Source organism: Pedococcus sp. P2_D9 (assembly GCF_056404275.1).
The window spans coordinates 177,523-203,630 of the sequence record NZ_JBFUEI010000006.1; the positions used below are offsets into that span (position 1 = coordinate 177,523).

The following is a 26,108-nucleotide window of genomic DNA, read 5'->3' on the forward strand; positions in this document are numbered from 1 at the left end:
CGCCGCGCAACGGCCGTTTTGCCGCGCGAGGTGAGTGGCGCGCGAGGTGAGTGCCGCGCGAGGCGGTTACTGCGGACCGGTCGCGCGGTCTTCCTGCTCCTCGTGGTCCTCGGCGACGTCCCACTCACCGGTGACGAGGTAGACGACGCGGTGGGCGACCGACACGGCGTGGTCGGCGAAGCGCTCGTAGTAGCGACCCACGAGGGTCATGTCGACGGCTGCCTCGGTGCCGTGCTTCCACGTCCCGTCGATGAGGTGGCTGAACAGCGTGCGGTGCAGCTCGTCCATCGCGTCGTCGTCGCGCTCGAGCGTCTTGGCGTCCTCGACGTCCTTGGCGGCGATGACCTGCCCGCACTTGGCGACGATGCGCTCGGCCACCTGGCCCATCTGCAGGATCGTCGCTCGGATGTCGGCCGGCACGGCGGAGTCGGGGTAGCGCAGCCGCGCGACCTTGGCCACGTGCCGGGCGAGGTCTCCCATGCGCTCGAGGTCGGCGCTCATCCGCATGCTGGTGACGACCATGCGCAGGTCTGTGGCGACCGGCTGCTGTCGGGCCAGGAGGTCGATCGAGAGCGCGTCGAGGTCCTCGCGCATGCGATCCAGCTCCTTGTCGGCCTTGATGACCGATTCGGCCAGCTGGATGTCGGCGTCGAGCAGGGCCGTCGTGGCCCGGGCCATGGCGGACCCGGCCAGACGCGTCATCTCGACCAGCTGGTCGGAGATGGTGTCCAGGTCCTCGTGAAAGGCGTTGCGCATTGCTTCCCTAGGGGTGTTGGGCACGGGTGGGCGTGGTGAGGTGTGCGAGCCGAGGCTCCCACGGGGCAGTTAACGATCGGGTGACCTCAGGTGAACATCTGGGTACGGCCGTGCGTTGGGGTGTCGTTTCGTGCTCGGAAGGGGATGTTCCGCACCGTACATTGATGGGGTGGATGCGACCAGCGCTGCCGTCTTGGCCGGGTTCGCCGGGTTGCTGACCGGCGCCCTTGCCGTCATCGCCGTGCGCTACTCCGAGCGACAGCAGACCAGTGTGCCGCCGACGGTTCCGGTCACGCCGTTGCCGTCGGGGGTGGCCGACGTCCTCGCGGTGCTGCGCTCCAGCGCCATCGTCGTCGACTCGGCCGACGAGGTCATCAACAACTCACCGTCCGCCGCGGCCTACGGCCTGGTCAAGGGCAAGGAGCTGGTCCACCGCGAGCTGCGCCACCTGGCCAGGCAGGTCCGCCGCGACGGCGTCATCCGTGAGTCCCAGCTCGAGCTGGCCCGCGGCCCGCTCGGCCAGGCCCGCTCGATCATGCACGCCCGAGTGGCCCCGCTGGGGAGCAGCCACGTGCTGCTGCTGGTCGAGGACCACACTCAAGCCCAGCGCGTCGAGGAGGTCAGGCGCGACTTCGTGGCCAACGTGAGCCACGAGCTCAAGACCCCGGTGGGCGGGCTGGGCCTGCTGGCCGAGGCGATCCAGGACGCCAAGGACGACCCCGAGGCGGTCGAGCGGTTTGCCTCGCGGATGCAGGTCGAGAGCCATCGGCTGGCCCAGCTCGTCAAGGAGATCGTCGACCTGTCGCGCCTGCAGGTGGCCGACACCCTCCACGAACCCCGGCTCGTCGACGTGACGGCAGCCGTGCACGAGGCGATCGACTACTCGCGCGTCGGCGCCGACGCCAAGCAGATCGACATCGCGGAGGCCTGCGCTGCCGACCTCAAGGTCTTCGGCGACGAGGCCCTGCTCGTCACCGCTGTCCGCAACCTCATCGGCAACGCCGTCGCCTACTCCGAGCCCGGAACCCGGGTCGCCGTCGCCGGTCGCCTCGCGGGCGAGATGGTCGAGATCACCGTCACCGACCAGGGGCAGGGCATTCCGGCGAGCGAGCAGACGCGCATCTTCGAGCGCTTCTACCGCGTCGACGACGCGCGCTCCCGCGCCACCGGCGGGACGGGTCTCGGCCTGGCCATCGTCAAGCACATCTGCGCCAACCACGGCGGCGACGTCGACGTGTGGAGCGAGGAAGGGCGCGGGTCGACCTTCACCATCCGCCTACCCGCCGCGGTCGACCGGACCGGGTCCTCGCGCCCATCGCCCAGCCCTTCAGCAGAGCAGCCGCACCCGACCCGAGGAGACACCCCGGCATGACGCGCATCCTGGTCGTCGAGGACGAGATCTCGTTCTCGGACCCCCTGTCCTACCTGCTCCGCAAGGAGGGCTACGAGGTCGCCGTCGCCGAGACCGGACCCGAGGCGCTCGCCGACTTCGACCGGGCCGGTGCCGACCTCGTGCTCCTGGACCTGATGCTCCCGGGCCTGTCCGGCACCGAGGTATGCCGCGCGATCCGGTCGCGCTCGAACGTCCCCGTCATCATGCTCACCGCCAAGGACAGCGAGATCGACAAGGTCGTGGGTCTGGAGATCGGTGCGGACGACTACGTGACCAAGCCCTACTCGTCCCGCGAGCTGCTGGCCCGGATCAAGGCAGTACTGCGCAGGCTGTCCGAGCCCGAGGACCTGCTGCCCGCCACGATCGAGGCCGGTCCGGTGCGCATGGACGTCGAGCGGCACATCGTCACCGTCTCGGGGGAGCCGACCCAGCTCCCGCTGAAGGAGTTCGAGCTGCTCGAGATGCTGCTGCGCAACACCGGCCGCGTGCTCACGCGCATGCAGCTCATCGACCGCGTCTGGGGCAGTGACTACGTCGGCGACACCAAGACGCTCGACGTCCACGTGAAGCGCTTGCGCGCCAAGATCGAACCCGACCCGGCCGACCCCCGGCACATCGTCACGGTGCGCGGACTGGGCTACAAGTTCGAGTCAGACTGAGTCAGGGAGTCGCCGTCGCCGTGGGGGTGGCCGCGACGGGCGGGTTGGTCGGGGCGAGCGAGGCGTAGTACCCGCTGGCCGACAGCACCGGCACCACCACGACGACGGCGGGTGCGCTCGGCGACTGCACGCTGAGCGTGACGACATCGCCGGGGCTGACCGGCACGCCCGGCAGCTGCACCTGGGTCGCGTCGGAGAGGCGACGTTCGGAGTGGGCCGGCGCCTCGGCATACACGGGCTGGCCCTGCGGCAGGGCGAACGCGATCCGCTGCGCCTCGCTGCTGTTGTTGCTGACCGACGCCGACAGCACGCCGGCCTTGTCCTTGCCGCCGCTGACGACGACGAGGTCGCGCAGCTGCACGGCGCCGAGGTCAACGGGGACACCGTCGGCCGCGACGTAGGGGACGTCGGTCTGCATCGGCGACTGCGTCTGGCAGGCCGAGAGCGCGAGGGCGGCACCGGCCACCGCGACCGGGAGCAGGCGTCGCAGGAAAGGGCGCGGACTGGTGGAACGGCCTCCGGAACGGCGGGCCAGCGGGGTTCGGCGGGTCACGGGAGACAGCCTACCGGCCGGGTGCCGGCCGCGCGCCGACCCTCTGCACCCGAGTGCGCACCCGTGCGCGTTGCACGGAAGTGACCATTCTGTCAAGACCGAATTCGTTGCCCCGCAAGGCCTTTGCGCGCCCCTGACCTGCGCAAACGCATTCTGGCTGGCTTTCCCGACGTCGGCGTGGCGTGATATTCTGAGAGTCGCGAAAGGGGAAAACAGCACATGGTTTTCAAGGTCGGCGAGACGGTCGTGTACCCCCACCACGGGGCTGCACTCATCGAAGAAATCAATACCCGCACGATCAAGGGCGAGGAGAAGATCTACCTCAAGCTCAAGGTGGCCCAGGGCGATCTGACGATCGAGGTTCCCGCAGACAACTGCGAGGACATCGGCGTCCGGGACGTCGTCGGACAGGAAGGGCTCGACAAGGTCTTCGCAGTCCTCCGCGCTCCCCACACCGAAGAGCCGACCAACTGGTCGCGCCGCTACAAGGCCAACCTCGAGAAGCTCGCCTCCGGCGATGTCATCAAGGTGGCCGAGGTCGTTCGCGACCTGTGGCGTCGTGACAAGGACCGTGGCCTGTCGGCCGGCGAGAAGCGCATGCTCGCCAAGGCTCGTCAGATCCTCGTCTCCGAGCTCGCGCTCGCCGAGAAGACCAACGAGGACAAGGCCGAGGCAATCCTCGACGAGGTGCTCGCCTCCTGAGCGTTGCCGTCGTCCTCGTCGCTGGAGGGCAAGGCACCCGGCTCGGCGCCACCCAGCCCAAGGCCTTCGTGGTCGTGGCGGGTATGCCGTTGCTCGAGCACGCCGTCCAGCGCGCCCTGACGGCGCCTGAGATTTCACACGTAGTCGTGGTTGCGCCCGCTTCCCACCTGAGGGAGGCGGGCGCGATCGCGTCCCGGAGCAGCCGGCCCGACGACGTGGACGTGGTCGCCGGTGGCGCCGAGCGGACGGACTCCGTGGCAGCAGGTCTCGCGGCGCTGCGCCCCGACGACGGCATCGTGCTGGTCCACGACGCGGCCCGCGCCCTCGCGCCGGCCAGCTTGTTCTCCCGCCTGGTGCACGAGGTGCGGTCGGGGCACCCGGCCGTCGTTCCCGGCATACCCGTCACGGACACCGTCAAGGTGGTCGACGCGGCTGGTCGCGTCACCGCAACGCCTGACCGCACCCAGCTGCGGGCGATCCAGACACCGCAGGCGTTTCTGCGTGAGGTGCTGGTGCACGCCCACGCCTCGGGTGGGCAGGCGACCGACGACGCAGCCCTGGTCGAGCGGATGGGCGGCCACGTGCGCGTGGTCGACGGAGACCGGCTCGCCTTCAAGATCACGACGCCGGACGACTTGGCCCTGGCAGAACGCCACGTCGCGGACTAGGGCGTCAGGGCCGCGACGAACTCGTCCCACGGGGTCATCGGCCCGGCAGGGGCAGGGGCGTGGAGCGTGCTGATCCAGCCGTCGACGAGCCGGCCGCGCTCGATCAACAGATCGGGCACGAAGGCCGGCACCGGGAACCCCGCGCGCCAGACCGCCTTGGCGCTGCCCCAGTTGCCGGCGTGCGCCTCCCAGCGGACGGTCTGCCAGCCGAGGGTGTCGAAGGCGTGGACGACCACGAGCCGGACCGCCTCGGACATCACGCCCCGTCCGCGGAACGCCGGGTGGGTGACGTAGCCGAGATCGCCTGCACCGTCGTCCACGGGCAGCACCCGGAGGTCGATGGTCCCGGCATAGCGGCCCTCGACCTCGATGCCCCACGAGATGAGGACGGGTGAGGGTTCGAGCAGGCCCGAGAGGTAGTCCTGCGCCATCTCGCGGGTGTACTCCAGCGGGATCGTCGTGAAGCGCTTGGTCAGCGGGTCGACGCACCGTTCGTAGATCGCGTCGAGGTCGTCCGACGAGTGCGGCCGAAGGGTCACCAGGTCGCCGGCGAGGACGGGGACGGCCAGCGCCTGCGTCGGGGTGCTCATGCGCGGCAACGCTAACGGCTCGGGCGTGCCCGGCTCACCTCGTTATCCGGGTCCCGGGAGTCCCGGGTGGTTGGATGGACGCCATGGGGACCACCGGTATGCCGCGCACGGGCGTGGGCGTGGACGTGCACGCCTTCGCGCCCGAGGGCTCGGGTCGCGAGCTGTGGCTGGGCGGCCTGCTGTGGCCGGGCGTCACCGGGCTCGAGGGGCACTCCGACGCGGACGTCGCCTGTCACGCGGCGTGCGACGCGCTGTTCTCGGCCGCCGGCCTCGGTGACCTCGGGGTGCACTTCGGCACCGACCGCCCTGAGCTCGCGGGGGCTTCGGGGCTGACCCTGTTGGGCGAGGCCGCCCGGCTCGTGCGCGAGGCGGGCTTCGAGATCGGCAACGTCGCCGTCCAGGTGATCGGCAACCGTCCGAAGATCGGGACGCGCCGTGCGGAGGCGCAGGAAGCCATGACAGGGTGCGCACTGGCACCGGTGTCGCTGAGCGGGACGACCACCGATGGCCTGGGGCTCACCGGTCGCGACGAGGGAATCGCCGCGATCGCGACTGCCCTCGTCCGCCCCACCAACTGAGGAGCCCCGCATGCCGCAGACCGTCAAGGGCGTCATCGCCCGCAGCAAGGGCGCCGACGTCGAGCTCGTCGACATCGTCGTCCCCGACCCCGGACCCGGCGAGGCCGTGGTCCAGGTCCACTCCTGCGGGGTCTGCCACACCGACCTGCACTACCGCGAGGGCGGCATCAACGACGAGTTCCCCTTCCTGCTCGGACACGAGGCGGCGGGCGTCGTGGAGTCCGTCGGCGAGGGCGTCACCGAGGTCGCGCCGGGTGACTTCGTGATCCTCAACTGGCGCGCGGTGTGTGGGCAGTGCCGGGCCTGCGCCAAGGGCAAGCCCTGGTACTGCTTCAACACCCACAACGCCACGCAGAAGATGACCCTCGAGGACGGCACCGCGCTCAGCCCTGCGCTCGGCATCGGCGCCTTCATCGAGAAGACCCTGGTCGCCGCCGGGCAGTGCACCAAGGTCGACGCCGAGGCCGACGCGGCGGCCGTGGGCCTGCTCGGGTGCGGGGTGATGGCCGGCTTCGGTGCCGCCGTCAACACCGGTGGCGTGGGTCGCGGCGACTCGATCGCCGTCATCGGGTGCGGTGGCGTCGGCAACGCCGCCATCGCCGGGGCCTCCGTGGTCGGTGCGACGACGATCATCGCGGTGGACGTCGACGACCGAAAGCTCGAGACTGCCCGGACCTTCGGCGCCACCCACACCGTCAACGGCAAGGACGAGGACGTCGTCGAGCGGATCCGTGAGCTGACGGGCGGGTTCGGCGCGGACGTGGTCGTCGAGGCGGTCGGCCGCCCGGAGACCTACGAACAGGCCTTCTATGCCCGCGACCTGGCCGGCACGGTGGTGCTCGTCGGCGTCCCCACCCCCGACAAGCAGGTCACCCTGCCCATGATCGAGATCTTCGGCCGCGGTGGTGCGCTCAAGTCCAGCTGGTACGGCGACTGCCTGCCCAGCCGTGACTTCCCGATGCTGGTCGACCTCTACCGGCAGGGCCGGTTCGACCTCGACGCGTTCGTGTCGGAGCGCATCTCGCTCGGCGATGTCGAGGGTGCCTTCGACAAGATGGAACGCCGCGAGGTCCTCCGCTCGGTGGTGGTCCTCTGATGGCCGCGGCTGACGACCAGGACCCGGGTATGCCGGTCATCTCGCCCTCCGCGGGTGGCGTCCGCGTCGATCGGATCGTCACCTCCGGGACGTTCGAGCTGGACGGAGGCAGCTGGGAGGTGGACAACAACGTCTGGGTGGTCGGTGACGACAAGGAGTGCGTCATCATCGACGCGGCCCACGACGGCAGGAAGATCGTGAAGTCGATCGACCTCCAGCGCAGGGTCACCGCCGTCATCTCCACCCACGCCCACAACGACCACATCAACGCCGTCGCCGAGGTGTGCGACGGCACACGCGCCCCGGCATACCTGCATCCTGCGGACCGGATGCTCTGGGACCAGGTGTATCCCGTCACCCCCGACCGCGAGCTGGCTGACGGCCAGGTGATCACGGTCGGTGACGTCGACCTGCACGTGATCCACACGCCGGGCCACACTCCGGGGTCGTGCTCGCTCTACGTGCCGGCCCTGGACGTCGTCTTCACGGGGGACACGCTGTTCAACGGCGGGCCCGGCGCGACAGGGCGGTCGTACAGCGACTTCCCGACGATCATCGAGTCGATCCGCGACCGGCTCCTCACCTTGCCCGACGAGACCGTCGTGCTGACCGGACACGGCGACTCGACCGTCATCGGGGCGGAGGCTCCGCACCTGCAGGAGTGGCTCGACCGCGGTCACTGACAACGGGTGCCAGCCCGGGTGTTCCTCGCCCGACCAGGACGGCGGCCACGAGCAGTGCCAGGCCGGCCACCGAGATGAGCCACTCCGCGAGGGTGAAGATCTCCATCCGTCGAACTCGGTAGTACATCGGGAGGGAGCTGTGCAGCATCCACTGCGTGGTGACGATCGAGCAGACCCTCTCGATGGCGAGGAGCCCGAAGCCGCGCCCGCCCCACCGGGCCCAGCGCTCGCCGCCCCCGCGCTTGCGCACGACGTAGGCCGCGCCGAGCAGGCCGACGATGGTGAGCTCCGTCAGGACACTCACCCCCTCGATGCCGAACAGTCCCAACAGCACGACCAAACCCCCCGGTGCTCTACGTGACGGCCCAACCTAGCGTTTCGGTGGGTGGTGTTCGCGCAGGTAGCCTTGCGCCGTGAGTCTTCGCCTGTACGACACCGCCGCGCGTGAGCTGCGCGACTTCACCCCTCTGGAACCTGGTCGGGTGGGCATCTACATCTGCGGGCTCACGACCCAGGGCGCACCCCACATCGGTCACGTGCGGTTCGCCGTGGCGTTCGACGTGCTGCGCCGGTGGCTCGAGGGTCGCCACGGCTACGACGTGACGCTCGTCCGCAACGTCACGGACATCGACGACAAGATCCTCGCCAAGTCCGCCGACGCGGGGGAGCAGTGGTTCGCGCTGTCCTACCGCAACGAGGTGGCGACGGCCGCCGCGCTCGACTCGCTCGGGGTGCTGGCCCCGACCTACGAGCCGCGCGCCACCGGCCACATTCCCGAGATGGTCGCCCTGATGGAGACCCTCGTGGACAAGGGCCACGCCTACGCCGCGACGGACGACAGCGGCGACGTCTACTTCGACGTCAAGAGCTTCCCCGAGTACGGCTCCCTGACGCACCAGAAGATTGACGACATGGAGGCCGCGGAGGACGCCGACCCCCGGGGCAAGCGTGACCCCCGTGACTTCGCCCTCTGGAAGGGACGCAAGGAGTCCGAGCCGGTCACCGCGTCCTGGGCCACTCCGTTCGGCACCGGTCGCCCCGGCTGGCACCTCGAGTGCTCCGCCATGGCACGGAAGTACCTCGGTGACTCCTTCGACATCCACGGTGGCGGCGTCGACCTCCGCTTCCCGCACCACGAGAACGAGCAGGCCCAGTCGCACGCCGCCGGCCTCGGCTTCGCGACCTACTGGTTGCACAACGCCTGGGTCACCGTGGGCGGCGAGAAGATGAGCAAGTCGCTCGGCAACAGCCTGATCGTCTCCGAGGTCACCAAGGTCGCCCGCCCGCTGGCGCTGCGCTACTACCTCACGGCGGCCCACTACCGGTCCACGATCGAGTACCACGAGGGCTCGCTGCGCGAGGCCGAGGCGGCCGTCGAGCGCATCGAGGGCTTCCTCGCCCGCGCCTTGCGCGCCCTCCCCGAGGGAACGTCCACCGCGCCGGACCACACCACCGTGCCTGAGGCGTATGCCGCGGCGATGGACGACGACCTGAACGTCTCGGGCGCGCTCGCCGTGGTCCACGACACCGTCCGGGCGGGCAACACCGCCATCGACGACGGTGACGACGAGGCGTTGGCGACCGCGTTCGGCGCCGTCGTGGCCATGACCGACCTGCTCGGCATCAACCCGCTCGACCCACACTGGGGCGGCGGCAGCGACGCCGGTGCCGGCGACGCCCACGATGCGCTCGACGCACTGGTCCGCGTGCAGCTGGACGCCCGCGCGGCGGCCCGGGCGGCGCGCGACTTCGCCACGGCGGACGCGATCCGCGACCAGCTGGGCGCGGCCGGCATCGTCATCGAAGACACGGCGTCGGGAGCGAACTGGTCGCTCGCCCGCCGCGAGAGCTGAGAGGAACACCCATGGCTGGCAACTCCCAGCGACGTGGCGCCGTTCGCAAGGGCGCGTCGAAGAAGGGGCCCCAGGTCGGTTCCGGCGGTCAGCGTCGTCGCGGCCTCGAGGGCAGGGGCCCGACACCCAAGGCCGAGGAGCGTCCCAAGCACAAGGCAAACCGGATGGCCACCGCCGCCGAGAAGCGAGCCGGCGGATCCAGGTCCGGCGGGTCCAAGCCGGGCGCTCGACCCAGCGCCAGCCGCGGTGGATCCCGCCGGGGCAAGGTCTCGAGCGAGATCGTCGCCGGGCGCAACTCGGTCGTCGAGGCGTTGCGTGCCGAGGTGCCCGTGACCACGATGTACGTCGCCGGCCGGATCGACTCCGACGACCGGGTCCGGGAAGCCCTCAAGATCGCCACCGCCAGGGGCATCGCGATCCTGGAGACCCCGCGCGGCGAGCTGGACCGGCTCACCGACGGTGCGGTCCACCAGGGCCTGGCCCTGCAGGTCCCGCCCTACGAGTACGCGCACCCCCACGACTTCATCGACCCGGAAGCACCCGGCATACCCCTCGTGGTTGCCCTCGACGGCATCACCGACCCCCGCAACCTCGGCGCGATCATCCGCTCGGTGGCGGCGTTCGGCGGCCACGGCGTGGTCGTCCCCGAGCGTCGCTCGGTCGGCATGACCGCCAGCGCCTGGAAGACGTCGGCGGGTGCCGCAGCCCGAGTCCCCGTGGCGCTGGCCGCGAACCTGACGCGCGCGCTGGAGGAGTACCGCAAGGCGGGCTTCTTCATCCTCGGGCTCGACATGGAGGGCGACGTCCAGCTGCCCGACCTCGAGCTCGCGACCGAGCCGATCGTCATCGTGACCGGGTCGGAGGGCAAGGGGCTGTCCCGCCTGGTCAGGGAGAACTGCGACCAGATCGTCTCCATCCCCATGTCCTCGGCCGTCGAGTCCCTCAACGCAGGCATCGCCACGGGAGTCGCGCTGTACGAAGTCGCACGACGTCGGGCGATCTGACCACACGAAACGGGACGAATCCGCTAGCGTTTCGCCCTGTCGCGCCCATGGGGGAGCGGCGCTCGAACACTCGAAGGGACCAACCGCATGTCTGACTACGGCACCCCGCCGCCTCCTCCGCCCGCGCCCGGCTTCAGCCAGACGACCGCCGGTGGCACGCCGCCGCCGAACTACCTCGTGTGGGCGATTCTGTCCACGATCTTCTGCTGCCTCCCGCTGGGCATCGCCTCGATCGTCTTCGCGGCCCAGGTCAACGGCAAGTGGCAGGCGGGCGACGCCGCCGGCGCCCGCGCCTCGTCCGAGAAGGCGAAGCGTTTCGCCATGATCGCGGCTGTCGTCGGCGTCGTCGTCAACGGCCTCTACTTCGCCTTCGTCCTGCCGAACCTGAACAAGTAGGTCTCGGTCTCCGAGGCAGCCATGACCGCCGTGGTACCGCAGCGCCCCGCACCACCCGTCGCCGCACGGGGGCTCGGGGCGCTGCGTGTGCCCGGCCTGGTCCTGGCCGCGGCCGCGGCCGTGACCACCCTCGTTGCGGTGGTCGACCCCAACCAGCCGGGTCACTACCCGACATGCCCCTTCCTGGCGGTGACCGGTTACTACTGCCCGGGGTGCGGCTCGCTGCGCGCCCTGCACGACCTCGCCCACGGTGACGTCGCGGGCGCCTTGGCCCGCAACCCCCTGATGGTGCTCGCCGCGGGCGGCCTCCTCGTGGCCTTCGTCCTCTGGGCGCGGCGGCTGTGGCGCGGACTGCCGCGGACCTGGGTGGCGCCTCCCCGGCTCCTGTACGCGTTGCTGACGCTGGTGCTGGCGTTCTGGGTGCTGCGCAATTTGCCCGGCTGGACCTGGCTGTCGCCCGTCTGAGCCCGCCCGCCGATCCGTCCGTTTGGCCCTTCGCTACCTGACTCCCGGCGCGAGTCGGGTTGCGTCCGCTAGCGTTTCGCCCTGTCGCGCCCATTGGGGGGAGCGGCGCCCGCACACCCCGAAGGGACGCAATCGCAATGTCTGACTACGGCAACCCGCCGCCTCCGCCGGCCGCGACCGGCTACAACCCCGCTGGAGTGGCTGGCGCCCCGCCGCCGAACTACCTGGTCTGGGCGATCCTGTCGACCATCCTGTGCTGCCTGCCGCTCGGGGTCGCGTCCATCGTCTACGCGGCCCAGGTCAACAGCAAGTGGCAGGCGGGCGATGTCGCCGGCGCAGCCGACGCCTCGGAAAAGGCCAGGAAGTTCGCGATGTGGTCGGCGATCGCTGGCGTGGCGGGCGCCCTGGTGTGGCTCTTCTTCGTCGTCGTGGTCGCCGCCATGAGCAACGGTTCCTGACCCTCAGCCAGGAGCCACCTGGTCGTCCGTGCCGGGGGACCTGGTCAGTCAGCCCTTGGGCGTCTCGACCACGACGGTGCTGAGGATCTTGTCCGCGAACGTCTGTCGCTTGTCGTCCCAGAGCGGCCAGAGGTAGCCGACGTAGGCGAACCCGTCCAGCGTGTGCGCCAGGTCCCGCACGAACGCCATCCCGGCGCCGATCGGCTGTCCCGTGCCCTCGTCGACCAGCCTGATGCCCATCACCTTCTTGCCCACGCTCTGTCCCGTGCGGCCCTGCTTGAAGGCGCGGTTCCAGATCTGGATGCCGAGCATCAGGAGCAGGCCCGCCAGCACGAGCAGGCCTCCGCCGACCATCAGGCCCGTGTTGCCCTCCGTGGCCGGCGCGTAGTCCGAGTACCTGCTGTCGGACCCGCCTGAGTCCGGCGCGCCGACGACGAACAGGATGAGCCCCACGACGTAGGGGACCAGGCCGAGCAGCTGGAGCAGGCTGTCGAGGAGCATGGCCGCCACCCGGGTGCCCCAGCCGGCGAGCGGCCCCCAGGGCGAGCCGACCCCGTATGCCGTCTGGCCGGCATACCCGTGGGGTGCGCCGTAGGCGGGCGCCTGGGTCCATGGCTGCGCCGGCTGGGGCGGGAGCGGTGCGGTTGGCTGGTCGGGCTGGTCAGGCACTGTTCCCCCTGCGGTCGGCGCACGTCGTTGGTCGTGCGGGCGCCGTCACCCTAGCGGTGCTAGGCCTGGTGCCGAGGCGAAGGGCGCGGGTCGTCGTCGACGGTGTCGTCGAACATCGCCACCACCGGCATCTCGACGGTGTCGACGCCCACCACGGTCGCCTCGTCGGGCTTGCTCGGAAGCACCGTCGACACGTAGTCGCGGATCGCGTCCTCGATCGGCATGTCGCGCCCGGCCCGCTCGGAGAGGTACCAGCGGTGCTCGAGGACCTCGTGGAACAGCTCAGCGGGTTCGAGCTTGCCGGCCAGGTCGCGCGGGACGGTGCGGGTGATGGGTTCGTAGATCTTGGCCAGCCAGTCGTGCGCGACGATCTCCTCGTCGTCGTTCTGGCGGTCGGTGTCCGCGCGGTAGGAGTCGAGGTCGTTGAGCAGCCGACGAGCCTGGTTCTCCTCGACGTCGAGGCCGGTGAGCCGCAGCAGGCGCCGCGAGTGGTGGCCGGCGTCGACGACCTTGGGCTGGATCTGGATCGTCGTCCCCCCGATGTCGGTCGAGATCGAGAGCTCGTCGACGTCGAAGCCGAGCTCGTTGAGGCGGCGGATCCGCTCGTCCACGCGCCACCGGTCCCCACTCTCGAACCGCTCGAGGCCGGTGAGCTCGGCCCACAGGTCGCCATAGCGGGTGACGATGCGGTTGGACGTGTCGACCGGGTCGACGCCGGCCTCGAGGAAGCCGCCGGCCTCGAGGTCCATCAGCTCGCCGGCGATGTTGACGCGAGCGATGTCGAGGTCGTGCTCGCGCTGCCCTGAGGTCAGCGTCTGGTGCAGCTCACCGGTCTCCGCGTCGACGAGGTATGCCGCGAACGCGCCGGCATCGCGGCGGAACAGCGTGTTGGACAACGACACGTCGCCCCACCAGAAGCCGACGAGGTGCAGCCGGACCAGCAGCACGGCCAACGCGTCGATCAGTCGGGTCGAGGTGTCCGGGCGCAGCGACTGGCTGAACAGGGCGCGGTAGGGCAGCGAGAACTGGAGGTGCCGGGTGATGAGGCAGGCGTCGAGGGGTTCGCCGTCGGTGTCCTCCCGTCCGCTGACGACGCCGAACGGCACGACACACGGCAGGTCGAGCTTCCCCAGCATCCGCAGCATCTGGTACTCGCGCGCCGCGATGTCGGCCTTGATCTCCTTGACGGCCAGGACCCGTCCCGAGAGCTTGACGAACCGCACCACGTGCCGCGAGATGCCGCGGGGGAGGGCAGCGAGGTGCTCCTCCGGCCAGGTCTCGAGGGGGAGCTCCCAGGGGAGGTCCAGCAGGGCCGGGTCAGGTCGTGCCGCGGTGATCTGTAGTGCCACGTCCTCAGCCTCGCTCTGGTGTCGTGGGCAGCGTCAACATCGTTCCACACAGGTGAGATCCACGCCTGGGGCCATGAATCGTCGGGCCATGAATCGTCGGGCCATGAATCGTCGGGCCATGAATCGTCGGGCCAGAAACCGAGGTGGCCGGCCCCCGCGCACGGGAACCGGCCACCCGGCATACGAGCCGCGGGGGGCCTAGCTGAGGCGCTGGCCGTTCTCCGCGTCGAACAGGTGCAGGTGCCCCTGCTTGGGGGCCAGGTAGACCGTCTCGCCCTTCTTGGGGGGCTTGCGGCCGTCGACACGGGCGATGAACGGCTTCTCCGGTGCGTCGCTGTCCTCGTCGGCCTCGATGTGCTGGTGCACCTTGGCGGACCCGTAGATGTAGGCGTCCGCGCCGAGCTCCTCGACCACGTCGACGGTGACGGGAATGCCGCCGCCGGACTCGGTGGTCAGCTCGAGGTCCTCGGGTCGCACGCCCATCGTGATCGACTTGCCGTGCGCCTTCGCCAGGACCTCGCGGTCGACCGGCATCACGCTGCCACTGACCTTGACGCCGCCGTCAGCGACGTCGACGTCGAGCAGGTTCATGGCCGGCGAGCCGATGAAGCCGGCGACGAAGACGTTGTTCGGGTGGTCGTACATGCGGCGCGGGGTGTCGCACTGCATGAGGAGGCCGTCCTTGAGGACCGCGACGCGGTCACCCATCGTCATGGCCTCGACCTGGTCGTGGGTGACGTAGACGGTGGTGACACCGAGTCGGCGCTGCAGCGAGGCGATCTGGGTGCGCGTCTGGACGCGGAGCTTGGCGTCGAGGTTCGACAGCGGCTCGTCCATGAGGAACACCTGGGGGGAGCGCACGATCGCGCGACCCATCGCGACGCGCTGGCGCTGGCCACCGGAGAGGGCCTTCGGCTTGCGCTCGAGGTACTGCTCGAGGTCGAGGATCTTGGCGGCCTCTTCGACGCGCTTGCGGATCTGACCCTTGTCGACGCCGGCGATCTTGAGCGCGAAGCCCATGTTGTCGGCCACCGTCATGTGGGGGTAGAGCGCATAGTTCTGGAACACCATCGCGACGTCGCGGTCCTTGGGGGACAGGTTGGTGACGTCTCGGTCACCGATCCAGATCTTGCCGGCGTTGACCTCTTCGAGGCCCGCGAGCATGCGCAGGGAGGTGGACTTGCCACATCCGGAGGGACCGACCAGGACGAGGAACTCGCCGTCCTCGATGTCGATGTTGAGCTTGTCAACCGAGGGCTTGTCGTTGCCCGGGTAGAGCCGGGTTGCCTCGTCGAACTTGACTGTTGCCATGGCTTCGTTGCCTTTCCTTCACCGGCAGGAACGTGCCGGACGATCCGTTGTAAAGGGTGGTGCCGCCGCTGACGTCGGTGTCCGCGGTGGCCTCAGTCTGGCCCAGCAGGGGGCGTTGCGCCAGTGCTGGTCCGGCCGGCGGGCAGGGGGATGAAAACGTTTGCGCAAGCGACAGGTATGCCACGGGGCCGCGGCGCGCACGCGGCATACCTGAAAGTTCTTGCAGGGTGTCGGCGGTCAAGCCTGCAAGTTCTTGCTACCGTCGCGGCCATGAAGGCGAGACTGGCTGACATCGCGGCGCATGCCGACGTCAGCGAGGCGACCGTCAGCAGGGTGCTCAACGGCAAGCCCGGGGTCGCCGAGTCCACCCGCGAGGCCGTGCTCACCTCGCTGGACATCCTGGGTTACGACCGCCCGTCGCGGCTGCGGCGCAAGACCGCCGACCTCGTCGGGCTGATCGTCCCGGAGCTGACCAACCCGATCTTTCCCGCGTTCGCCCAGATCATCGAGACGGCGCTCGCCCGGCACCAGTTCACGCCGGTGCTGTGCACGCAGACCCCGGGCGGGGTGCACGAGGACGAGTACGTGCAGATGCTGCTGGATCGCGGCGTCGCCGGGATCATCTACGTCTCGGGCCAGCACGCGGACGTCACGACCGATCCCGAGCGGTACATCACCCTGCGCGAGCGCGAGCTGCCGATCGTGCTGGTCAACGGCTACTGCGAGGGCATCGACGCGCCCTTCATCTCCAACGACGACGTCGCCTCGATGGAGCTCGCGCTGACCCACCTCGTCCAGCTCGGCCACACCCAGATCGGGCTGGCCGTCGGGCCGGAGCGCTTCGTCCCGGTCATCCGCAAGATCGACGGGTTCCGCGCGTCGATGAGGAACCTGCTCGGTCGCGACGACGTCGACGAGCTCATCGAGCGGACCATGTTCTCGGTCGAAGGTGGCGACACCGCCGGGGCGCGGCTGATCGAGAAGGGCTGCACGGCCGTCGTCTGCGGCTCGGACCTGATGGCCCTGGGCGCGATCCGGGCGGCACGGCGGGTTGGCAAGCAGGTGCCAGCGGACTTCTCGGTGGTGGGGTACGACGACTCGCCCCTCATCGCGTTCACCGACCCGCCGCTGACGACCGTGCGCCAGAGCGTCCAGGCGATGGCCGAGGCCGCCGTCGGAGCCCTGCTCGACGAGATCGCCGGGGAGCCCTCTCCGCGAGCCGAGTACGTGTTCCGGCCCGAGCTCGTGGTGCGCGCCTCCACCGGCGCCGCGCCCAGCCGCTGAAGCTGCTGCGATTTGTTGCGTCCTGGTGGTCACGCGAGGGCCGGGATCGGGGGTCGGTGACGATCTGCCGGCAACACGTCGGGGTGGGTTGGACTTGTTGCGTCCTGGTGGTCACGGGAGGCCCTGGATCGGGGGTCGGTGACGATCTGCCGGCAACACGTCGGGGTGGGTTGGACTTGTTGCGTYCTGGTGGTCACGGGGCCCCTGATTGCGGGGGTCGGTGACGATCTGCCGGCAACACGTCGGGGTGGGTTGGACTTGTTGCGTCCTGGTGGTCACGGGCCCCCTGATTTCGGGGGTCGGTGACGATCTGCCGGCAACAGGTCGGCACTGGGCGCCGGTCAGCGGGTGTAGAGCCTCGCCTTGGCTGTCTTCACCTGAAGGGTCTCGGGGGTGCCCTGGATCGTCACCTCGCCAGGGATGTCGATCCACTCGCCACCGTTGACGCGGAACTCACCCGTGTACGTGGCATCGGCCCGGACCGTGAAGTCGCCGGACTTCGCGTACGACTTGGTGATGTCGCCCTCCGGATAGGGACCTCCCAGAGAGGTCACCGCCCCACTCGTCGTGCCATCACCGTAGACGTAGGTGATGCTCTTGGCCCGCGGCCGGATCTCCACCCGGAAGCCCGCCATCCGCGCCCGGTCCACGTGGTCGATCTCGCCCGGTTCGTAGCCGGCGTCCGGCCAGCGGGTCTCGAAGTACGTCGGCAGGGTCACCAGGGTCACGTTGCCCTTGGGCTGGACCTCCAACGTCGGCCTCGCGAACGCGGTGTCGTGGAACGCCGCCAGGACCATCGCCATCGTCACCACCGGCCGCGCGCCCGGCGCGTCCTCGGGGAAGCACATGATCCCGTATTGCACCCACGGCCCAGTCGCACTCCCCGCAGCGTCAACGGTGCGACGGAACAGCCGCACACTCGGCCCGAGCCCCTGCTGATCGGTGTTTCCGGCGCAGAAGGCCGCGGCCTCGGTGCACAGGTCATCCGCGTTCGGATTGTCGGGCGAGTTCGACCCACAGTTCGAGACCGACGCGTACTCATGTCTCGTCGCTTTCGCGGCAGTTGCAGCCGCCTGAGCATGGATCGCTAACAACTCCGCGCGGTCGAACAGAGTCGTTCGGGAGCCACCACCCGTGAACAGGCCGCCCCAACCGTCCGCGGCCCAGGCGGCCGCGGGAGCCAGGACGAGGACAGAGCCAAGGCAAACAGCAGTCACTGTGCGTCGAATACTCGCCACTGTTCATCCCCCCAGATGAGTAGCACGGTCCTCGCGATTTTCATGGCAGGGTCCGTTCTCACTTCGGTCCCGGCAGCGTCCACGACCTTGACCCGGTTCTGGTTGGCGGTGAGACGGATCAGTTGGCGCGCAGCCACCGCACCGGAAACCGCTGTTGTCCGGATTTGGGTGATTGGGGCTGAGACATAGCGTTGCTTCTTGGTGACCAATTCGGAGGCCGTGGTCTCAAGTMCCTTGCACGCGATACAACCCGGATCGCTCAACGGCGGGAGTAGTCCTGCCGCGGGCTTGGTCCAAGCCACGTTGGATTGCTCGACGAAGAAGCGCACGAAGGCTTCGGCGCCTTCCGGGGTGTGCGCCCTTGCCGCCGCCGGGATGTCCACCGGAGCAGTCGTGGGAGGCGAAGTCGTCGTCGCCGACCTGCTCGGCGGTGAGCTCGTCGCACTCCTCGACGTCGTCGAACCTCCAACCGGCGGGTCGGCGCCCCCCGACGAACACCCCACCAAGGCCAGCGCCACGCCAAGGCCGGACGCGGCATACGCACGCACAGAACCCACGGTCGATCCCCCTCAGTAGCCCCCGCTACCCGATCGCACGCGACTCTACGCAAACAGATGACAACTGGCCCAGCACCATCCACAGCGCGGACACCCGCCGAGACCGCCCTACCGCCCGGAGCGTCGGTCGAACACCAGCCGCAGGACCTCGGCGGCGTCCTCGGGGGAGTCGACGCGGAACCGCGCAGCGGTCTCGCCGGGACCGACCTTGACGGTGAGGTCGTCGGGCCCCAGCGCCCGGAACGCGTCCTCGTCGGTCACGTCGTCGCCGACGTAGGTGACGACGTCCGCCCCCACCTCGTCGCGCAGCGCCACCAGCGCGGTGCCCTTGTCCGCTCGCACCACACTCACCTCCACCACGTGCTTGCCGTGCAGCACGTGCAGTCCGGTATGCCGGGTGGTCACCTCGAGCGCCGCCGCCTCGGCATCGCGCGCGGCGGACTCGTCGGCCATCCGGCGGGTGTGCAGGACTACGGCCGTCGGCTTGAACTCGAGCGTGACGCCGGGGGGCAGTCCGACGCACAGGTCCTTGAGGTCGTCGGTGACCCGGTGGAGCGCCTGTGCTTCGTCGTCGCTCAGGCCGCGACCGACCTCGGAGCTGGTCTCCGCCCCGTGGCTGCCGATCCGCACCACGGCGCTGTCGGCCAGGCCGGTGAGCTGGGTCAGGGTCGAGAGGTCGCGCCCGGACACCACCGCGGCATACGTGGAGGGAAGGGCCGCCAGGCCCTCGAGGCTCTCGATCGTGCCCGGTAGGGCGCGCGATGCCATCGGGTCGTGGACGAGGGGCGCGAGCACGCCGTCGAAGTCAGACGCGACGAGCACTGTTGTCGCAGAAGCGAACTCGTCGATGGCCTCCGTCAGTCCCGGGGGCAGGCTCACGGGATGGAGTCCTCGGCGTTGTGCAGGTCGCGCGCCTTGCGGTCGGCCGTGGCGTGCTCGTCGTCGGCCTTCTGCTCCTTGGTGGTGCGCTGCGGTCGATCCGGCGCGACGGCGAGGGCTTCGAGGAACCGGGATGCCCACCGCTGCACGTCGTGGTCGGCGACACGGCGACGCATCGACCGCATCAGGCGCCGCTTCTCCTTCTCGGGCGTCTCGATCGCCCGCATGATCGTCTGCTTCAGTCCCTCGATGTCGTGCGGGTTGCAGACGAACGCCTGGTGCAGCTCGTGGAAGGCCCCCGTGAACTCCGAGAGCACCAGCGCACCGCCCTCGTCGTGACGGCAGGTGACGTACTCCTTGGCGACGAGGTTCATGCCGTCGCGCAGCGGGGTCACGAGGACCACGTCGGCGGCGAGGTAGAGCGCTGCCATCTCCTGCCGCGGGTAGGAGTGGTGGAGGTACTGGACCGCGGGCGAACCGATGCGACTGTGCTCTCCGTTGAGGCGTCCGACCTCGCCCTCGATCTCGTGCCGCAGCTCGCGGTACGCAGCCACCCGCTCGCGGCTCGGCGTGGCCACCTGCACGAAGACCTCGTTGGGCGGCGAGACCTGGCCCTCCTCGAGGAGCTCCCCGTAGGCCTTGATCCGGTGCCCGATGCCCTTGGTGTAGTCGAGTCGATCCACGCCGAGGAGCAGCGTGCGGGGGTTGCCGAGCGACTCGCGGATCTCCTTGGCGCGCTGCTGGGTCTCGGGCTGTTTGGCGACCGCCTCGAGCCCGACGTAGTCGATGGAGATCGGGACGGCGCTGGCCCGCACCCGCCGGCTGTCGTCGGCGCGCGAGACCGAGACCGTGTCCCCCTTGGTGGGCAGTCCCAGCAGCTGCCGGCAGGCACGGACGAAGTTCTGCGCGTCCGCGACCCGCTGGAACCCGAGGTAGTCCGCTCCGAGCAACCCCTCGAGCACGGCCCGGCGCCAGGGCAGCTGGGCGAACAGCTCGACCGGCGGGAAGGGGATGTGGTCGAACCAGCCGATCCGCACGTCCGGACGCAGCTCGCGAACCATCGCGGGCACCAGCTGCAGCTGGTAGTCGTGCACCCACACCGTCGCGCCCTTCGCGGCGACCTCGCAGACCGCCTCCGCGAACCGACGGTTGACCGTCTCGTAGGCGGTGAACCAGTACCGGTGGAACGTCGCCGGGACGATGACGTCGTGGTAGATCGGCCAGAGCGTGTCGTTGCTGAAGCCCTCGTAGTAGTGGGCGACCTCGTCCTCGGACAGGGGCACGGGGCGCAGGTACATGTCGTCCTCGACGAACGGCTCGGGGGACTCGCCCGCCTCTCCGTGCCACCCGACCCAGGCGCCCTCGCGGCCGCGCATGACCGACTCCATGGCGGTGACCAGACCGCCCGGGCTGGTCCGCCAGGACTCCTGCCCGTCGGCGTCCACGACCCGGTCCACGGGCAATCGGTTGGCGGCGATGACCAGGTCGAACTGCTGCTGGCTGCGAGGCACAGAAAATCAACTCCACGGTGTAGTTGCAGTGGCAACCCTATGTCGCGAGCCGACCTGACGGCACACGGTGCCACGGCCGTGGGAGCTCTCCGGCGGGTATGCCGCGTGCGTGGGCTCCCCCTAGCGGTGGCCCTCCCGGCGGTCTACCGTCTGAGCATGAGGATCTCGGATGTCGTGCGTCGCAAGGGTGGCCAAGTGGTCACCATCCGCTCCGAGGAGACCGTGGAACGGCTGCTCGACCTGCTCGCCGAGCACCGCATCGGTGCCCTCGTCGTGAGCGACGACGGTGAAAGCGTGACCGGCATCGTCAGCGAGCGTGACGTCGTGCGCCACCTGCACAGTGACGGCGCAGCCGTGCTCCTGGCGCCCGTGGGCTCGATCATGACGGCCGACGTCCAGACGTGTGGGCCTGATGTCCAGATCGACGAGCTGGCCCGCACCATGACCGACCTGCGCATCCGCCACGTACCGGTCGTGGTCGATGGCAAGCTGCACGCGATCGTCAGCATCGGCGACATCGTCAAGCACCGGATCGACGAGCTCCAGTCCGAGCGTGACCAACTTGTTGGGTACATCCAGCAGTAACCTCACCCGTTTCACAGGGGTCCCTCACGTACCGTAGGGGGATGACGGCGCAGGACGCAGGGGGATGACGACCGAGGCGATGGAGGGCAGCGGCCGGTCCGTCGCGCCCGACGGCCTCCGGATCGGCCCGTACCGCCTCATCCAGCAGCTCGGCGAGGGCGGCATGGGAGTGGTCCACCTGGCGCTCGACCCCAGTGGCAGGGCCGTGGCGCTCAAGCTGTTGCGCCCGCACGTGGCGCACGACCGCGACGCCCGCACCCGCCTGGCGCGCGAGGTGCAGGTCCTGCGTCGCATCGACGACCACCGTGTCGCGGCCGTGATCGATGCCGACCTCGACGGCGACCGGCCCTACCTCGTGACCCGCTACGTCCCGGGCCCCGCCCTGGACGACGTGGTGAAGGAGTCCGGCCCGATGCGTGGCGGCGAGCTGCTCCGGCTGGGCCGTGGCCTCGCGGACGCCCTCCACGCCATCCACGCCGCCGACGTCATCCACCGCGACCTCAAGCCGGGCAACGTGCTGCTCCTCGACGGTGACCCGGTGCTGATCGACTTCGGCATCGCCCACGTCGCAGACGACGTCCGGATCACCATGACCGGGCTGGTCATGGGGACGCCCGGCTACCTGTCCCCCGAGGTCGTCGAGGGCGCCCCGGTCACCGAGGCCACCGACTGGTGGGGATGGGCCGCCACCCTGGCCTACGCCGCCAGCGGCGCCCCGCCCTTCGGCCGCGGACCGATGGACGTGGTCCTGACGCGGGTCAGCAGGGGCGAGGCCGACCTCACCGGGGTCGACCCGCGCCTCGCCCCACTCCTGTATGCCGCGCTGTCGCCGCAGCCGCGCCAGCGCCCCGACTCCGACGAGGTCGTCGACGCGCTGGAGCGCTACGCCACCGGGAAACCGGTGACCGAGGCGCTCGCGACGCCCCCGCGGCATACCCAGGTGTTGGAGAACCGTCCCACCGCACGCTGGGAACGCCCTGCGGTCGCCGCCGGGCCCGTCGCCCTGCCTGTCGAACCGGAATGGGCCCCAGAGCCGCAGTGGGTGTCTGACGGGCAGTGGGCGCCGGAACCCGAGCAGGACCTCGTGCCCTGGGACGAGCCCGAGGGCGAGCTGTCCGAGTGGCAGGCCGCCTGGGAGGGGGAGGTCGGCGAGCCGGACCCGCGCATCGGCCGCCCGGCGCGCACCGGCACCCTGCTGGCCCTGCTCACCGTCGTGGTCGCGGCAGCGGCGGGGTTCCCCGTGGTGGCCGTCGCGGTCGCGGTGCTCTGGTCCTGGGCGGCCCGCACCGCGGACCGCTCGGTGACCTCGCTCGTGCTGCGTCGCCACCACCGCGGCCGCCGCCGGTCCGACATGCCGCTGGCCGTCGTCGCGAGCCCCTGGCACCTCGTCGTGGGGGCGCTCGCGACCGTTGTCAGCGCGATCCTGCCCCTGCTTGTCGGGATCTGTGCGGTCTTCAGCGCAGCCCTGGCCGCGGTGGCGGTCAACAGCGGCTCGCCGCACCCGAACTCCTCCGCCCCGCTGGCCGTGGGCGCACTGGTTGCCGCGTTGATGGCGTGGTGGGGCCCGGGTGGGTCGGGCCTGCGCCGCGGCACCCGAAGCATCATCCGCGGAGTCAGCCCCGGCCCGCGGGCGACCCAGGTGCTGGTGGTCCTGTTGCTGCTTGCGGCTGGCGCGCTCGCCGTGTGGAGCCTGCAGAACTCCGGTGTGCCGCAGTGGTGGCCGACCGAGGCGCCGTCGGGGCTGCTGTCCGGCGTCGGCCTCACCGCATGACGGAGGGCACCGAGGGCAGGCCGGCCAGGCCACGACCGGTCAAGCGTCGTCCGGTGCTGCGCCAGAGCCGGATCTGGCGGGGGGAGGAGCTCACCGAGACGCTTCCGATGATCGAGAGCCTGCGACACACGCCCTACCGCAACCCGCGTGTGCTCCAGGCGGCCGCCGAGGAGCGTGAGGCCAGGGCGTCCCTGGACCTGGCGCTGCGGGTCGGCGAGCTGATGCTGCGTTGTGGCGCGGGCGCACCGCAGGTCGAGTCGTCCGTGGTGGCGGTGGCCGCCGCGGCCGGGTTGGACAACCTCGAGGTCGACATCACTCTCCAGTCGCTGCTGATCCAGTGCTCGACCGGTTCGGGGGTGCCGATCACCATGCTCCGGGTCGTGCGCTCGTCGACCCGCGACTTCGCCCGGCTGACGGCCGTGCACGAGTTCGTGGAGAACCTCGTCGCCGGCTCGTACGACCGGGAGGCGGCGGCAGAGCAGCTGCGCGAGATCCGGCGCGCGCCTCGGTTCTGGCCCAAGTGGACGGTTCGTGGCTCCCTCGGGCTGCTCGCCGCGGCCATCGCCGTCATGCTCGGCGCCGGTGTGGTCGCTGCCCTGGTTGCGGGGATCTCGGCCCTCCTGGTGGGGTATGCCGCCCGCGTCCTCGGCCGCGGAGGCCTCCCGGACTTCTACCAGTGCGCCATCGGCGGCTTCCTGGCGACGACGATCGCGTGGGGCGCCTTCAGCCTGGGTGCTGCGGGCTGGCTGCCCGTGTCGTCATCCGACTTCGCCTTCATCGTGGCCGGTGGGATCACGGTGCTCCTCCCGGGTCGGACGGTCGCCTCCGCGTTCGAGGACGCGATCTCGGGCTACTCGGTCACGGGTGCGGGCCGGATGTTCGCCGTCTTCCTGACGACGGCGGGGATCATCCTGGGGGTGGCCACGGGCCTGTCCCTGACGTTCGCGCTGACCAGTGCTTTCGACCTCGAGCTCGCCTCACCCTCGATCATGGCGACGCGGGCACTCGACGCCCCCGTGGTGCTGGCCGTGGTGGGAGCGTTCGTCGTGGGCGTGGCCGGCGCGGTGTCGCTGCGGAGCCGGCGGCTGCTGGTCATCCCGTGCGGGCTGCTCTGCGCCGTCGGGGTCGCCGTGTCACTCGCGGTGTCCCGGGTCGAAGGGCTCGGCCAGCTCGCGGCGGCCGGCAGTGCGGCCATCGTGCTGGGATGTGCCGGCCGACTGCTCGCCTTGCGCATGGGTGCCCCGGCCATGGTGCTCGTCGTGCCCGCGTCCTACGGACTGTTGCCGGGTCTGGCCATCTTCCGAGGGCTCTACGAGATGGTGAACGGCTCGTCGGCCAACTCCGGGAGCCTGTCCCTCCAGGGCGGGCTGACCACCCTGCTCGGGGCGATGGCGGTGCTGCTCGCGATCGCGGCCGGCAGCGTGCTGGGGGAGTTCATGGCCGCGCCGTTCGACCACCGCATGGTGCAGAAGCGGCGGGCCCGCCGGCGCTGATCAACGGCACCGGGTGACCTTCGGCGATCGACAGCCGGCGGCGGGCTGCCGTCAATGTGTCCGAATTGCTTGTCGCCGGGGTCAGTGCCCTCTACGGTGGACAACCTGCGCAAATGCGCTCTCACAACTGCACACGGCATACCCAATCAGCCATGCACATCCACCGCGCCGAGCCTCGTCAGGTGGATGTCTTGCCGGAAGATCTCCGGGCAGACGAGGACGGGGGACCCAATTCGGCCACCACGGTGGCCTTGGGGTGAAGTCGGCTCCGGCCGACCGGGCACCTGACAGCCCGAACCCGACAGCTCACCCCGCAGGCGCCGGTCAGGAGAGGAACCCCCCCGCCATGTTCTATGCCCCGAAGCACTCTGCTCGGAAGGTCAACCCCGTCCGCCGTCGAGTGACCGGTGTCGCCGTCGCCGGTGTCGCCACCGTCGCGGGAGGCATGGCGACCGCGACCTCCGCGTCGGCATCGACCGTCTGGGACCGGGTTGCCGCCTGTGAGAGCGGTGGGAACTGGGCCATCAACACGGGCAACGGCTACTACGGCGGACTGCAGTTCTCCGACCGCACCTGGGATGCCTTCGGCGGTGAGCGCTATGCCGCGACCGCGAACCGAGCCTCCAAGGCCCAGCAGATCTCGGTCGCCCAGAAGGTCCTCTCCTCCCAGGGGCCCGGTGCCTGGCCGACCTGTGGGGCCCGGGCCGGACTGACCCGCGCCAACGGCGGGGCGGTCAACGCCGGGTCGACCACGACGCAGACAGCCGCGTCGCGGTCGGTGGTGCGCAAGGCCCCCGCGACCTCCTCTGCACGGTCGTCCGCGGGCAGGCTGGTGGTCGACGGCATCCGCGGACCGAAGACGAACGCCGCCATCGAGCGCTGGGTCGGGGGCTCGGTCAACGGCACCTTGTCGCGCGCCGACGTCAAGGCGTTGCAGCGCAAGGTCGGCTCGGCGCCCGACGGCGTGATCGGCCCGAAGACGGTCGCCGCCCTCCAGGCGAAGATCGGCGCCCGGAAGAACGGCTCGCACTCGCTCGACCGCGCTACCGTGCGGACGCTGCAGAGCTACCTCAACGCCCGCTGACCCACCGCGCCGGTGAGCCGGTGAGCCGGTGCGACGTGTTGCTCCGGGATGGTCGCCGACCAGCCTGAGCGGCGATTCGTGGCGTCCACGTGGCAACAGGTGCTGTCCCCCTGGCACTGGTTGCCGTGTGGTGGTCAGGAATTCTCGACGAGGGCGCCCGCGCCGGTACCATCGTCGCCGTCTGCTGCGGCAGGCAGGCCGGCGTGGCGCAATTGGCAGCGCACTTGTCTTGTAAACAAGGGGTTGGGGGTTCGAGTCCCCCCGTCGGCTCCCTGATCTGTGTACGACTTCGCCTGATGCTTGACGTTTGGGCTTCGGTTGATGCCTGACAGTGTTTCGGTTGATGGTTGACACCTACTTCGGCTGATCCTTGACACTCCCTTGATGAGGGAGATGAGCGTGGCTGAGCAGCGGTACAAGGCGGTTCTGGCGGTCATCAGTGACGGCCGCACGGTGAAGGAGGTCGCGGCCGCCTGGTCGGTCTCGCGGCAAACCCTGCACGAGTGGTTGGCCAGGTACGAGC

At 70.1% G+C, this 26,108-nt stretch carries 30 protein-coding genes, 1 tRNA gene and 1 riboswitch; of the genes, 20 read left to right on the forward strand and 11 right to left on the reverse strand.

Features of this window, described 5'->3' with window-relative positions:
* Nucleotides 1–66: 66 nt before the first annotated feature.
* Complete coding sequence (gene phoU, locus AC1DXJ_RS12180) at nt 67–756, reverse strand: phosphate signaling complex protein PhoU (RefSeq protein WP_477618378.1); 690 nt, start codon at nt 754–756, stop codon at nt 67–69.
* Between the two features lie 169 nt (nt 757–925).
* On the opposite strand from phoU, the gene AC1DXJ_RS12185 reads away from it, so the two are divergent.
* The gene (locus AC1DXJ_RS12185; RefSeq protein WP_477613966.1) at nt 926–2,128 is read left to right on the forward strand and encodes a sensor histidine kinase; all 1,203 of its coding nucleotides are present in this window, start codon (nt 926–928) and stop codon (nt 2,126–2,128) included.
* Entirely contained in the window at nt 2,125–2,808 is a 684-nt protein-coding gene (locus AC1DXJ_RS12190) for a winged helix-turn-helix domain-containing protein (RefSeq protein WP_477613965.1), read from the forward strand. The genes AC1DXJ_RS12185 and AC1DXJ_RS12190 overlap by 4 nt, the downstream gene beginning before the upstream one ends.
* 1 nt (nt 2,809) lies before the next feature.
* Here AC1DXJ_RS12190 and AC1DXJ_RS12195 read toward each other — a convergent pair whose 3' ends face one another.
* A complete protein-coding gene (locus AC1DXJ_RS12195) occupies nt 2,810–3,361 on the reverse strand; it encodes a hypothetical protein (protein WP_477637086.1) in 552 nt (183 codons plus the stop codon).
* A 219-nt stretch (nt 3,362–3,580) separates the two neighbouring features.
* On the opposite strand from AC1DXJ_RS12195, the gene AC1DXJ_RS12200 reads away from it, so the two are divergent.
* Nucleotides 3,581–4,063 carry a CarD family transcriptional regulator gene (locus AC1DXJ_RS12200; RefSeq protein WP_056922091.1) on the forward strand — a complete coding sequence of 161 codons (483 nt, stop codon included), beginning with the start codon at nt 3,581–3,583 and terminating at the stop codon, nt 4,061–4,063.
* Nucleotides 4,060–4,731, forward strand: a complete 672-nt coding sequence (gene ispD / locus AC1DXJ_RS12205) for a 2-C-methyl-D-erythritol 4-phosphate cytidylyltransferase (protein ID WP_477637099.1) — start codon at nt 4,060–4,062, stop codon at nt 4,729–4,731. The genes AC1DXJ_RS12200 and ispD overlap by 4 nt, the downstream gene beginning before the upstream one ends.
* Here the strand turns inward: ispD and AC1DXJ_RS12210 are convergent.
* On the reverse strand, nt 4,728–5,321 hold the full coding sequence (locus AC1DXJ_RS12210; RefSeq protein ID WP_477613963.1) for a GNAT family N-acetyltransferase: 594 nt from the start codon (nt 5,319–5,321) through the stop codon (nt 4,728–4,730). The genes ispD and AC1DXJ_RS12210 overlap by 4 nt on opposite strands.
* Nucleotides 5,322–5,404: 83 nt before the next feature.
* Here AC1DXJ_RS12210 and ispF point away from each other — a divergent pair, with 83 nt between their 5' ends.
* The 3 genes from ispF to AC1DXJ_RS12225 are packed head-to-tail and all read left to right on the forward strand — an operon-like array spanning nt 5,405 to nt 7,678.
* Complete coding sequence (gene ispF, locus AC1DXJ_RS12215) at nt 5,405–5,899, forward strand: 2-C-methyl-D-erythritol 2,4-cyclodiphosphate synthase (RefSeq protein ID WP_477624430.1); 495 nt, start codon at nt 5,405–5,407, stop codon at nt 5,897–5,899.
* Between the two features lie 10 nt (nt 5,900–5,909).
* Nucleotides 5,910–6,995 carry an S-(hydroxymethyl)mycothiol dehydrogenase gene (locus AC1DXJ_RS12220; RefSeq protein WP_477637087.1) on the forward strand — a complete coding sequence of 362 codons (1,086 nt, stop codon included), beginning with the start codon at nt 5,910–5,912 and terminating at the stop codon, nt 6,993–6,995.
* On the forward strand, nt 6,995–7,678 hold the full coding sequence (locus AC1DXJ_RS12225) for an MBL fold metallo-hydrolase (protein ID WP_477613960.1): 684 nt from the start codon (nt 6,995–6,997) through the stop codon (nt 7,676–7,678). The genes AC1DXJ_RS12220 and AC1DXJ_RS12225 overlap by 1 nt, the downstream gene beginning before the upstream one ends.
* On the opposite strand, the gene AC1DXJ_RS12230 is transcribed toward AC1DXJ_RS12225, so the two are convergent.
* On the reverse strand, nt 7,626–8,012 hold the full coding sequence (locus AC1DXJ_RS12230) for a hypothetical protein (RefSeq protein WP_477637088.1): 387 nt from the start codon (nt 8,010–8,012) through the stop codon (nt 7,626–7,628). The two genes, AC1DXJ_RS12225 and AC1DXJ_RS12230, sit on opposite strands and share 53 nt — an antisense overlap.
* 79 nt (nt 8,013–8,091) lie before the next feature.
* Here AC1DXJ_RS12230 and cysS point away from each other — a divergent pair, with 79 nt between their 5' ends.
* From cysS to AC1DXJ_RS12255, 5 genes are all read left to right on the forward strand, one after another.
* Nucleotides 8,092–9,531 (forward strand): cysteine--tRNA ligase, encoded by a 1,440-nt coding sequence (gene cysS, locus AC1DXJ_RS12235; RefSeq protein WP_477613958.1) that lies wholly within the window; start codon nt 8,092–8,094, stop codon nt 9,529–9,531.
* An 11-nt stretch (nt 9,532–9,542) separates the two neighbouring features.
* Nucleotides 9,543–10,535, forward strand: coding sequence for a 23S rRNA (guanosine(2251)-2'-O)-methyltransferase RlmB (gene rlmB / locus AC1DXJ_RS12240; protein WP_477624425.1), 993 nt, complete (start codon nt 9,543–9,545; stop codon nt 10,533–10,535).
* Between the two features lie 87 nt (nt 10,536–10,622).
* Nucleotides 10,623–10,931: a CD225/dispanin family protein gene (locus AC1DXJ_RS12245; RefSeq protein WP_477637089.1), complete on the forward strand. Its 309-nt coding sequence runs from the start codon at nt 10,623–10,625 to the stop codon at nt 10,929–10,931.
* 21 nt (nt 10,932–10,952) lie between these two features.
* Nucleotides 10,953–11,396: a DUF2752 domain-containing protein gene (locus AC1DXJ_RS12250; RefSeq protein ID WP_477637090.1), complete on the forward strand. Its 444-nt coding sequence runs from the start codon at nt 10,953–10,955 to the stop codon at nt 11,394–11,396.
* Nucleotides 11,397–11,533: 137 nt separating this feature from the next.
* Nucleotides 11,534–11,854: a CD225/dispanin family protein gene (locus tag AC1DXJ_RS12255; protein ID WP_477613954.1), complete on the forward strand. Its 321-nt coding sequence runs from the start codon at nt 11,534–11,536 to the stop codon at nt 11,852–11,854.
* Nucleotides 11,855–11,902: 48 nt separating this feature from the next.
* Here AC1DXJ_RS12255 and AC1DXJ_RS12260 read toward each other — a convergent pair whose 3' ends face one another.
* From AC1DXJ_RS12260 to AC1DXJ_RS12270, 3 genes are all read right to left on the reverse strand, one after another.
* Nucleotides 11,903–12,523 carry an RDD family protein gene (locus AC1DXJ_RS12260; RefSeq protein WP_477637091.1) on the reverse strand — a complete coding sequence of 207 codons (621 nt, stop codon included), beginning with the start codon at nt 12,521–12,523 and terminating at the stop codon, nt 11,903–11,905.
* A 59-nt stretch (nt 12,524–12,582) separates the two neighbouring features.
* Nucleotides 12,583–13,872: a DUF4032 domain-containing protein gene (locus tag AC1DXJ_RS12265; protein WP_477613952.1), complete on the reverse strand. Its 1,290-nt coding sequence runs from the start codon at nt 13,870–13,872 to the stop codon at nt 12,583–12,585.
* A gap of 198 nt (nt 13,873–14,070) precedes the next feature.
* On the reverse strand, nt 14,071–15,183 hold the full coding sequence (locus AC1DXJ_RS12270) for an ABC transporter ATP-binding protein (RefSeq protein WP_477613951.1): 1,113 nt from the start codon (nt 15,181–15,183) through the stop codon (nt 14,071–14,073).
* 270 nt (nt 15,184–15,453) lie between these two features.
* Here AC1DXJ_RS12270 and AC1DXJ_RS12275 point away from each other — a divergent pair, with 270 nt between their 5' ends.
* On the forward strand, nt 15,454–16,467 hold the full coding sequence (locus tag AC1DXJ_RS12275; protein ID WP_477613950.1) for a LacI family DNA-binding transcriptional regulator: 1,014 nt from the start codon (nt 15,454–15,456) through the stop codon (nt 16,465–16,467).
* Between the two features lie 341 nt (nt 16,468–16,808).
* Here AC1DXJ_RS12275 and AC1DXJ_RS12280 read toward each other — a convergent pair whose 3' ends face one another.
* Both AC1DXJ_RS12280 and AC1DXJ_RS12285 read right to left on the reverse strand, forming a co-directional pair.
* The gene (locus tag AC1DXJ_RS12280; RefSeq protein ID WP_477637092.1) at nt 16,809–17,315 is read right to left on the reverse strand and encodes a hypothetical protein; all 507 of its coding nucleotides are present in this window, start codon (nt 17,313–17,315) and stop codon (nt 16,809–16,811) included.
* Between the two features lie 365 nt (nt 17,316–17,680).
* Nucleotides 17,681–18,088, reverse strand: a complete 408-nt coding sequence (locus AC1DXJ_RS12285; RefSeq protein ID WP_477637093.1) for a DUF6318 family protein — start codon at nt 18,086–18,088, stop codon at nt 17,681–17,683.
* Between the two features lie 10 nt (nt 18,089–18,098).
* Here AC1DXJ_RS12285 and AC1DXJ_RS12290 point away from each other — a divergent pair, with 10 nt between their 5' ends.
* A complete protein-coding gene (locus AC1DXJ_RS12290; protein WP_477624994.1) occupies nt 18,099–18,281 on the forward strand; it encodes a hypothetical protein in 183 nt (60 codons plus the stop codon).
* Nucleotides 18,282–18,370: 89 nt separating this feature from the next.
* On the opposite strand, the gene otsB is transcribed toward AC1DXJ_RS12290, so the two are convergent.
* A complete protein-coding gene (otsB, locus tag AC1DXJ_RS12295) occupies nt 18,371–19,141 on the reverse strand; it encodes a trehalose-phosphatase (RefSeq protein WP_477624993.1) in 771 nt (256 codons plus the stop codon).
* Nucleotides 19,138–20,652 carry an alpha,alpha-trehalose-phosphate synthase (UDP-forming) gene (locus AC1DXJ_RS12300; protein ID WP_477613945.1) on the reverse strand — a complete coding sequence of 505 codons (1,515 nt, stop codon included), beginning with the start codon at nt 20,650–20,652 and terminating at the stop codon, nt 19,138–19,140. Before AC1DXJ_RS12300 ends, otsB begins: the two co-directional genes overlap by 4 nt.
* Nucleotides 20,653–20,808: 156 nt before the next feature.
* Here AC1DXJ_RS12300 and AC1DXJ_RS12305 point away from each other — a divergent pair, with 156 nt between their 5' ends.
* From AC1DXJ_RS12305 to AC1DXJ_RS12330, 6 genes are all read left to right on the forward strand, one after another.
* On the forward strand, nt 20,809–21,237 hold the full coding sequence (locus AC1DXJ_RS12305; RefSeq protein WP_477613944.1) for a CBS domain-containing protein: 429 nt from the start codon (nt 20,809–20,811) through the stop codon (nt 21,235–21,237).
* A gap of 64 nt (nt 21,238–21,301) precedes the next feature.
* On the forward strand, nt 21,302–23,008 hold the full coding sequence (locus AC1DXJ_RS12310) for a serine/threonine-protein kinase (RefSeq protein WP_477613943.1): 1,707 nt from the start codon (nt 21,302–21,304) through the stop codon (nt 23,006–23,008).
* Nucleotides 23,005–24,501 (forward strand): threonine/serine exporter family protein, encoded by a 1,497-nt coding sequence (locus tag AC1DXJ_RS12315; protein ID WP_477613942.1) that lies wholly within the window; start codon nt 23,005–23,007, stop codon nt 24,499–24,501. The genes AC1DXJ_RS12310 and AC1DXJ_RS12315 overlap by 4 nt, the downstream gene beginning before the upstream one ends.
* A 182-nt stretch (nt 24,502–24,683) precedes the next feature.
* Nucleotides 24,684–24,836, forward strand: a riboswitch (cyclic di-AMP (ydaO/yuaA leader).
* An 11-nt stretch (nt 24,837–24,847) separates the two neighbouring features.
* The gene (locus AC1DXJ_RS12320; RefSeq protein ID WP_477613941.1) at nt 24,848–25,585 is read left to right on the forward strand and encodes a transglycosylase family protein; all 738 of its coding nucleotides are present in this window, start codon (nt 24,848–24,850) and stop codon (nt 25,583–25,585) included.
* A gap of 197 nt (nt 25,586–25,782) precedes the next feature.
* A tRNA-Thr gene (locus AC1DXJ_RS12325) sits at nt 25,783–25,855 on the forward strand.
* Between the two features lie 114 nt (nt 25,856–25,969).
* A partial coding sequence (locus tag AC1DXJ_RS12330) for a helix-turn-helix domain-containing protein (RefSeq protein ID WP_477616056.1) occupies nt 25,970–26,108 on the forward strand: 139 nt, incomplete at its 3' end.

Coding starts and splice junctions, on each gene's coding strand:
- AC1DXJ_RS12280 (WP_477637092.1), bottom strand. CDS start 17,315: ATGTGCTTCCCCGAGGACGCGCCGGGCGCGCGGCCGGTGGTGACGATG.
- AC1DXJ_RS12320 (WP_477613941.1), top strand. CDS start 24,848: ATGTTCTATGCCCCGAAGCACTCTGCTCGGAAGGTCAACCCCGTCCGC.
- AC1DXJ_RS12200 (WP_056922091.1), top strand. CDS start 3,581: ATGGTTTTCAAGGTCGGCGAGACGGTCGTGTACCCCCACCACGGGGCT.
- AC1DXJ_RS12210 (WP_477613963.1), bottom strand. CDS start 5,321: ATGAGCACCCCGACGCAGGCGCTGGCCGTCCCCGTCCTCGCCGGCGAC.
- AC1DXJ_RS12315 (WP_477613942.1), top strand. CDS start 23,005: ATGACGGAGGGCACCGAGGGCAGGCCGGCCAGGCCACGACCGGTCAAG.
- AC1DXJ_RS12270 (WP_477613951.1), bottom strand. CDS start 15,183: ATGGCAACAGTCAAGTTCGACGAGGCAACCCGGCTCTACCCGGGCAAC.
- AC1DXJ_RS12190 (WP_477613965.1), top strand. CDS start 2,125: ATGACGCGCATCCTGGTCGTCGAGGACGAGATCTCGTTCTCGGACCCC.
- AC1DXJ_RS12225 (WP_477613960.1), top strand. CDS start 6,995: ATGGCCGCGGCTGACGACCAGGACCCGGGTATGCCGGTCATCTCGCCC.
- phoU (WP_477618378.1), bottom strand. CDS start 756: ATGCGCAACGCCTTTCACGAGGACCTGGACACCATCTCCGACCAGCTG.
- AC1DXJ_RS12305 (WP_477613944.1), top strand. CDS start 20,809: ATGAGGATCTCGGATGTCGTGCGTCGCAAGGGTGGCCAAGTGGTCACC.
- AC1DXJ_RS12275 (WP_477613950.1), top strand. CDS start 15,454: ATGAAGGCGAGACTGGCTGACATCGCGGCGCATGCCGACGTCAGCGAG.
- AC1DXJ_RS12310 (WP_477613943.1), top strand. CDS start 21,302: ATGACGACCGAGGCGATGGAGGGCAGCGGCCGGTCCGTCGCGCCCGAC.
- ispF (WP_477624430.1), top strand. CDS start 5,405: ATGGGGACCACCGGTATGCCGCGCACGGGCGTGGGCGTGGACGTGCAC.
- rlmB (WP_477624425.1), top strand. CDS start 9,543: ATGGCTGGCAACTCCCAGCGACGTGGCGCCGTTCGCAAGGGCGCGTCG.
- AC1DXJ_RS12245 (WP_477637089.1), top strand. CDS start 10,623: ATGTCTGACTACGGCACCCCGCCGCCTCCTCCGCCCGCGCCCGGCTTC.
- AC1DXJ_RS12250 (WP_477637090.1), top strand. CDS start 10,953: ATGACCGCCGTGGTACCGCAGCGCCCCGCACCACCCGTCGCCGCACGG.
- AC1DXJ_RS12220 (WP_477637087.1), top strand. CDS start 5,910: ATGCCGCAGACCGTCAAGGGCGTCATCGCCCGCAGCAAGGGCGCCGAC.
- AC1DXJ_RS12255 (WP_477613954.1), top strand. CDS start 11,534: ATGTCTGACTACGGCAACCCGCCGCCTCCGCCGGCCGCGACCGGCTAC.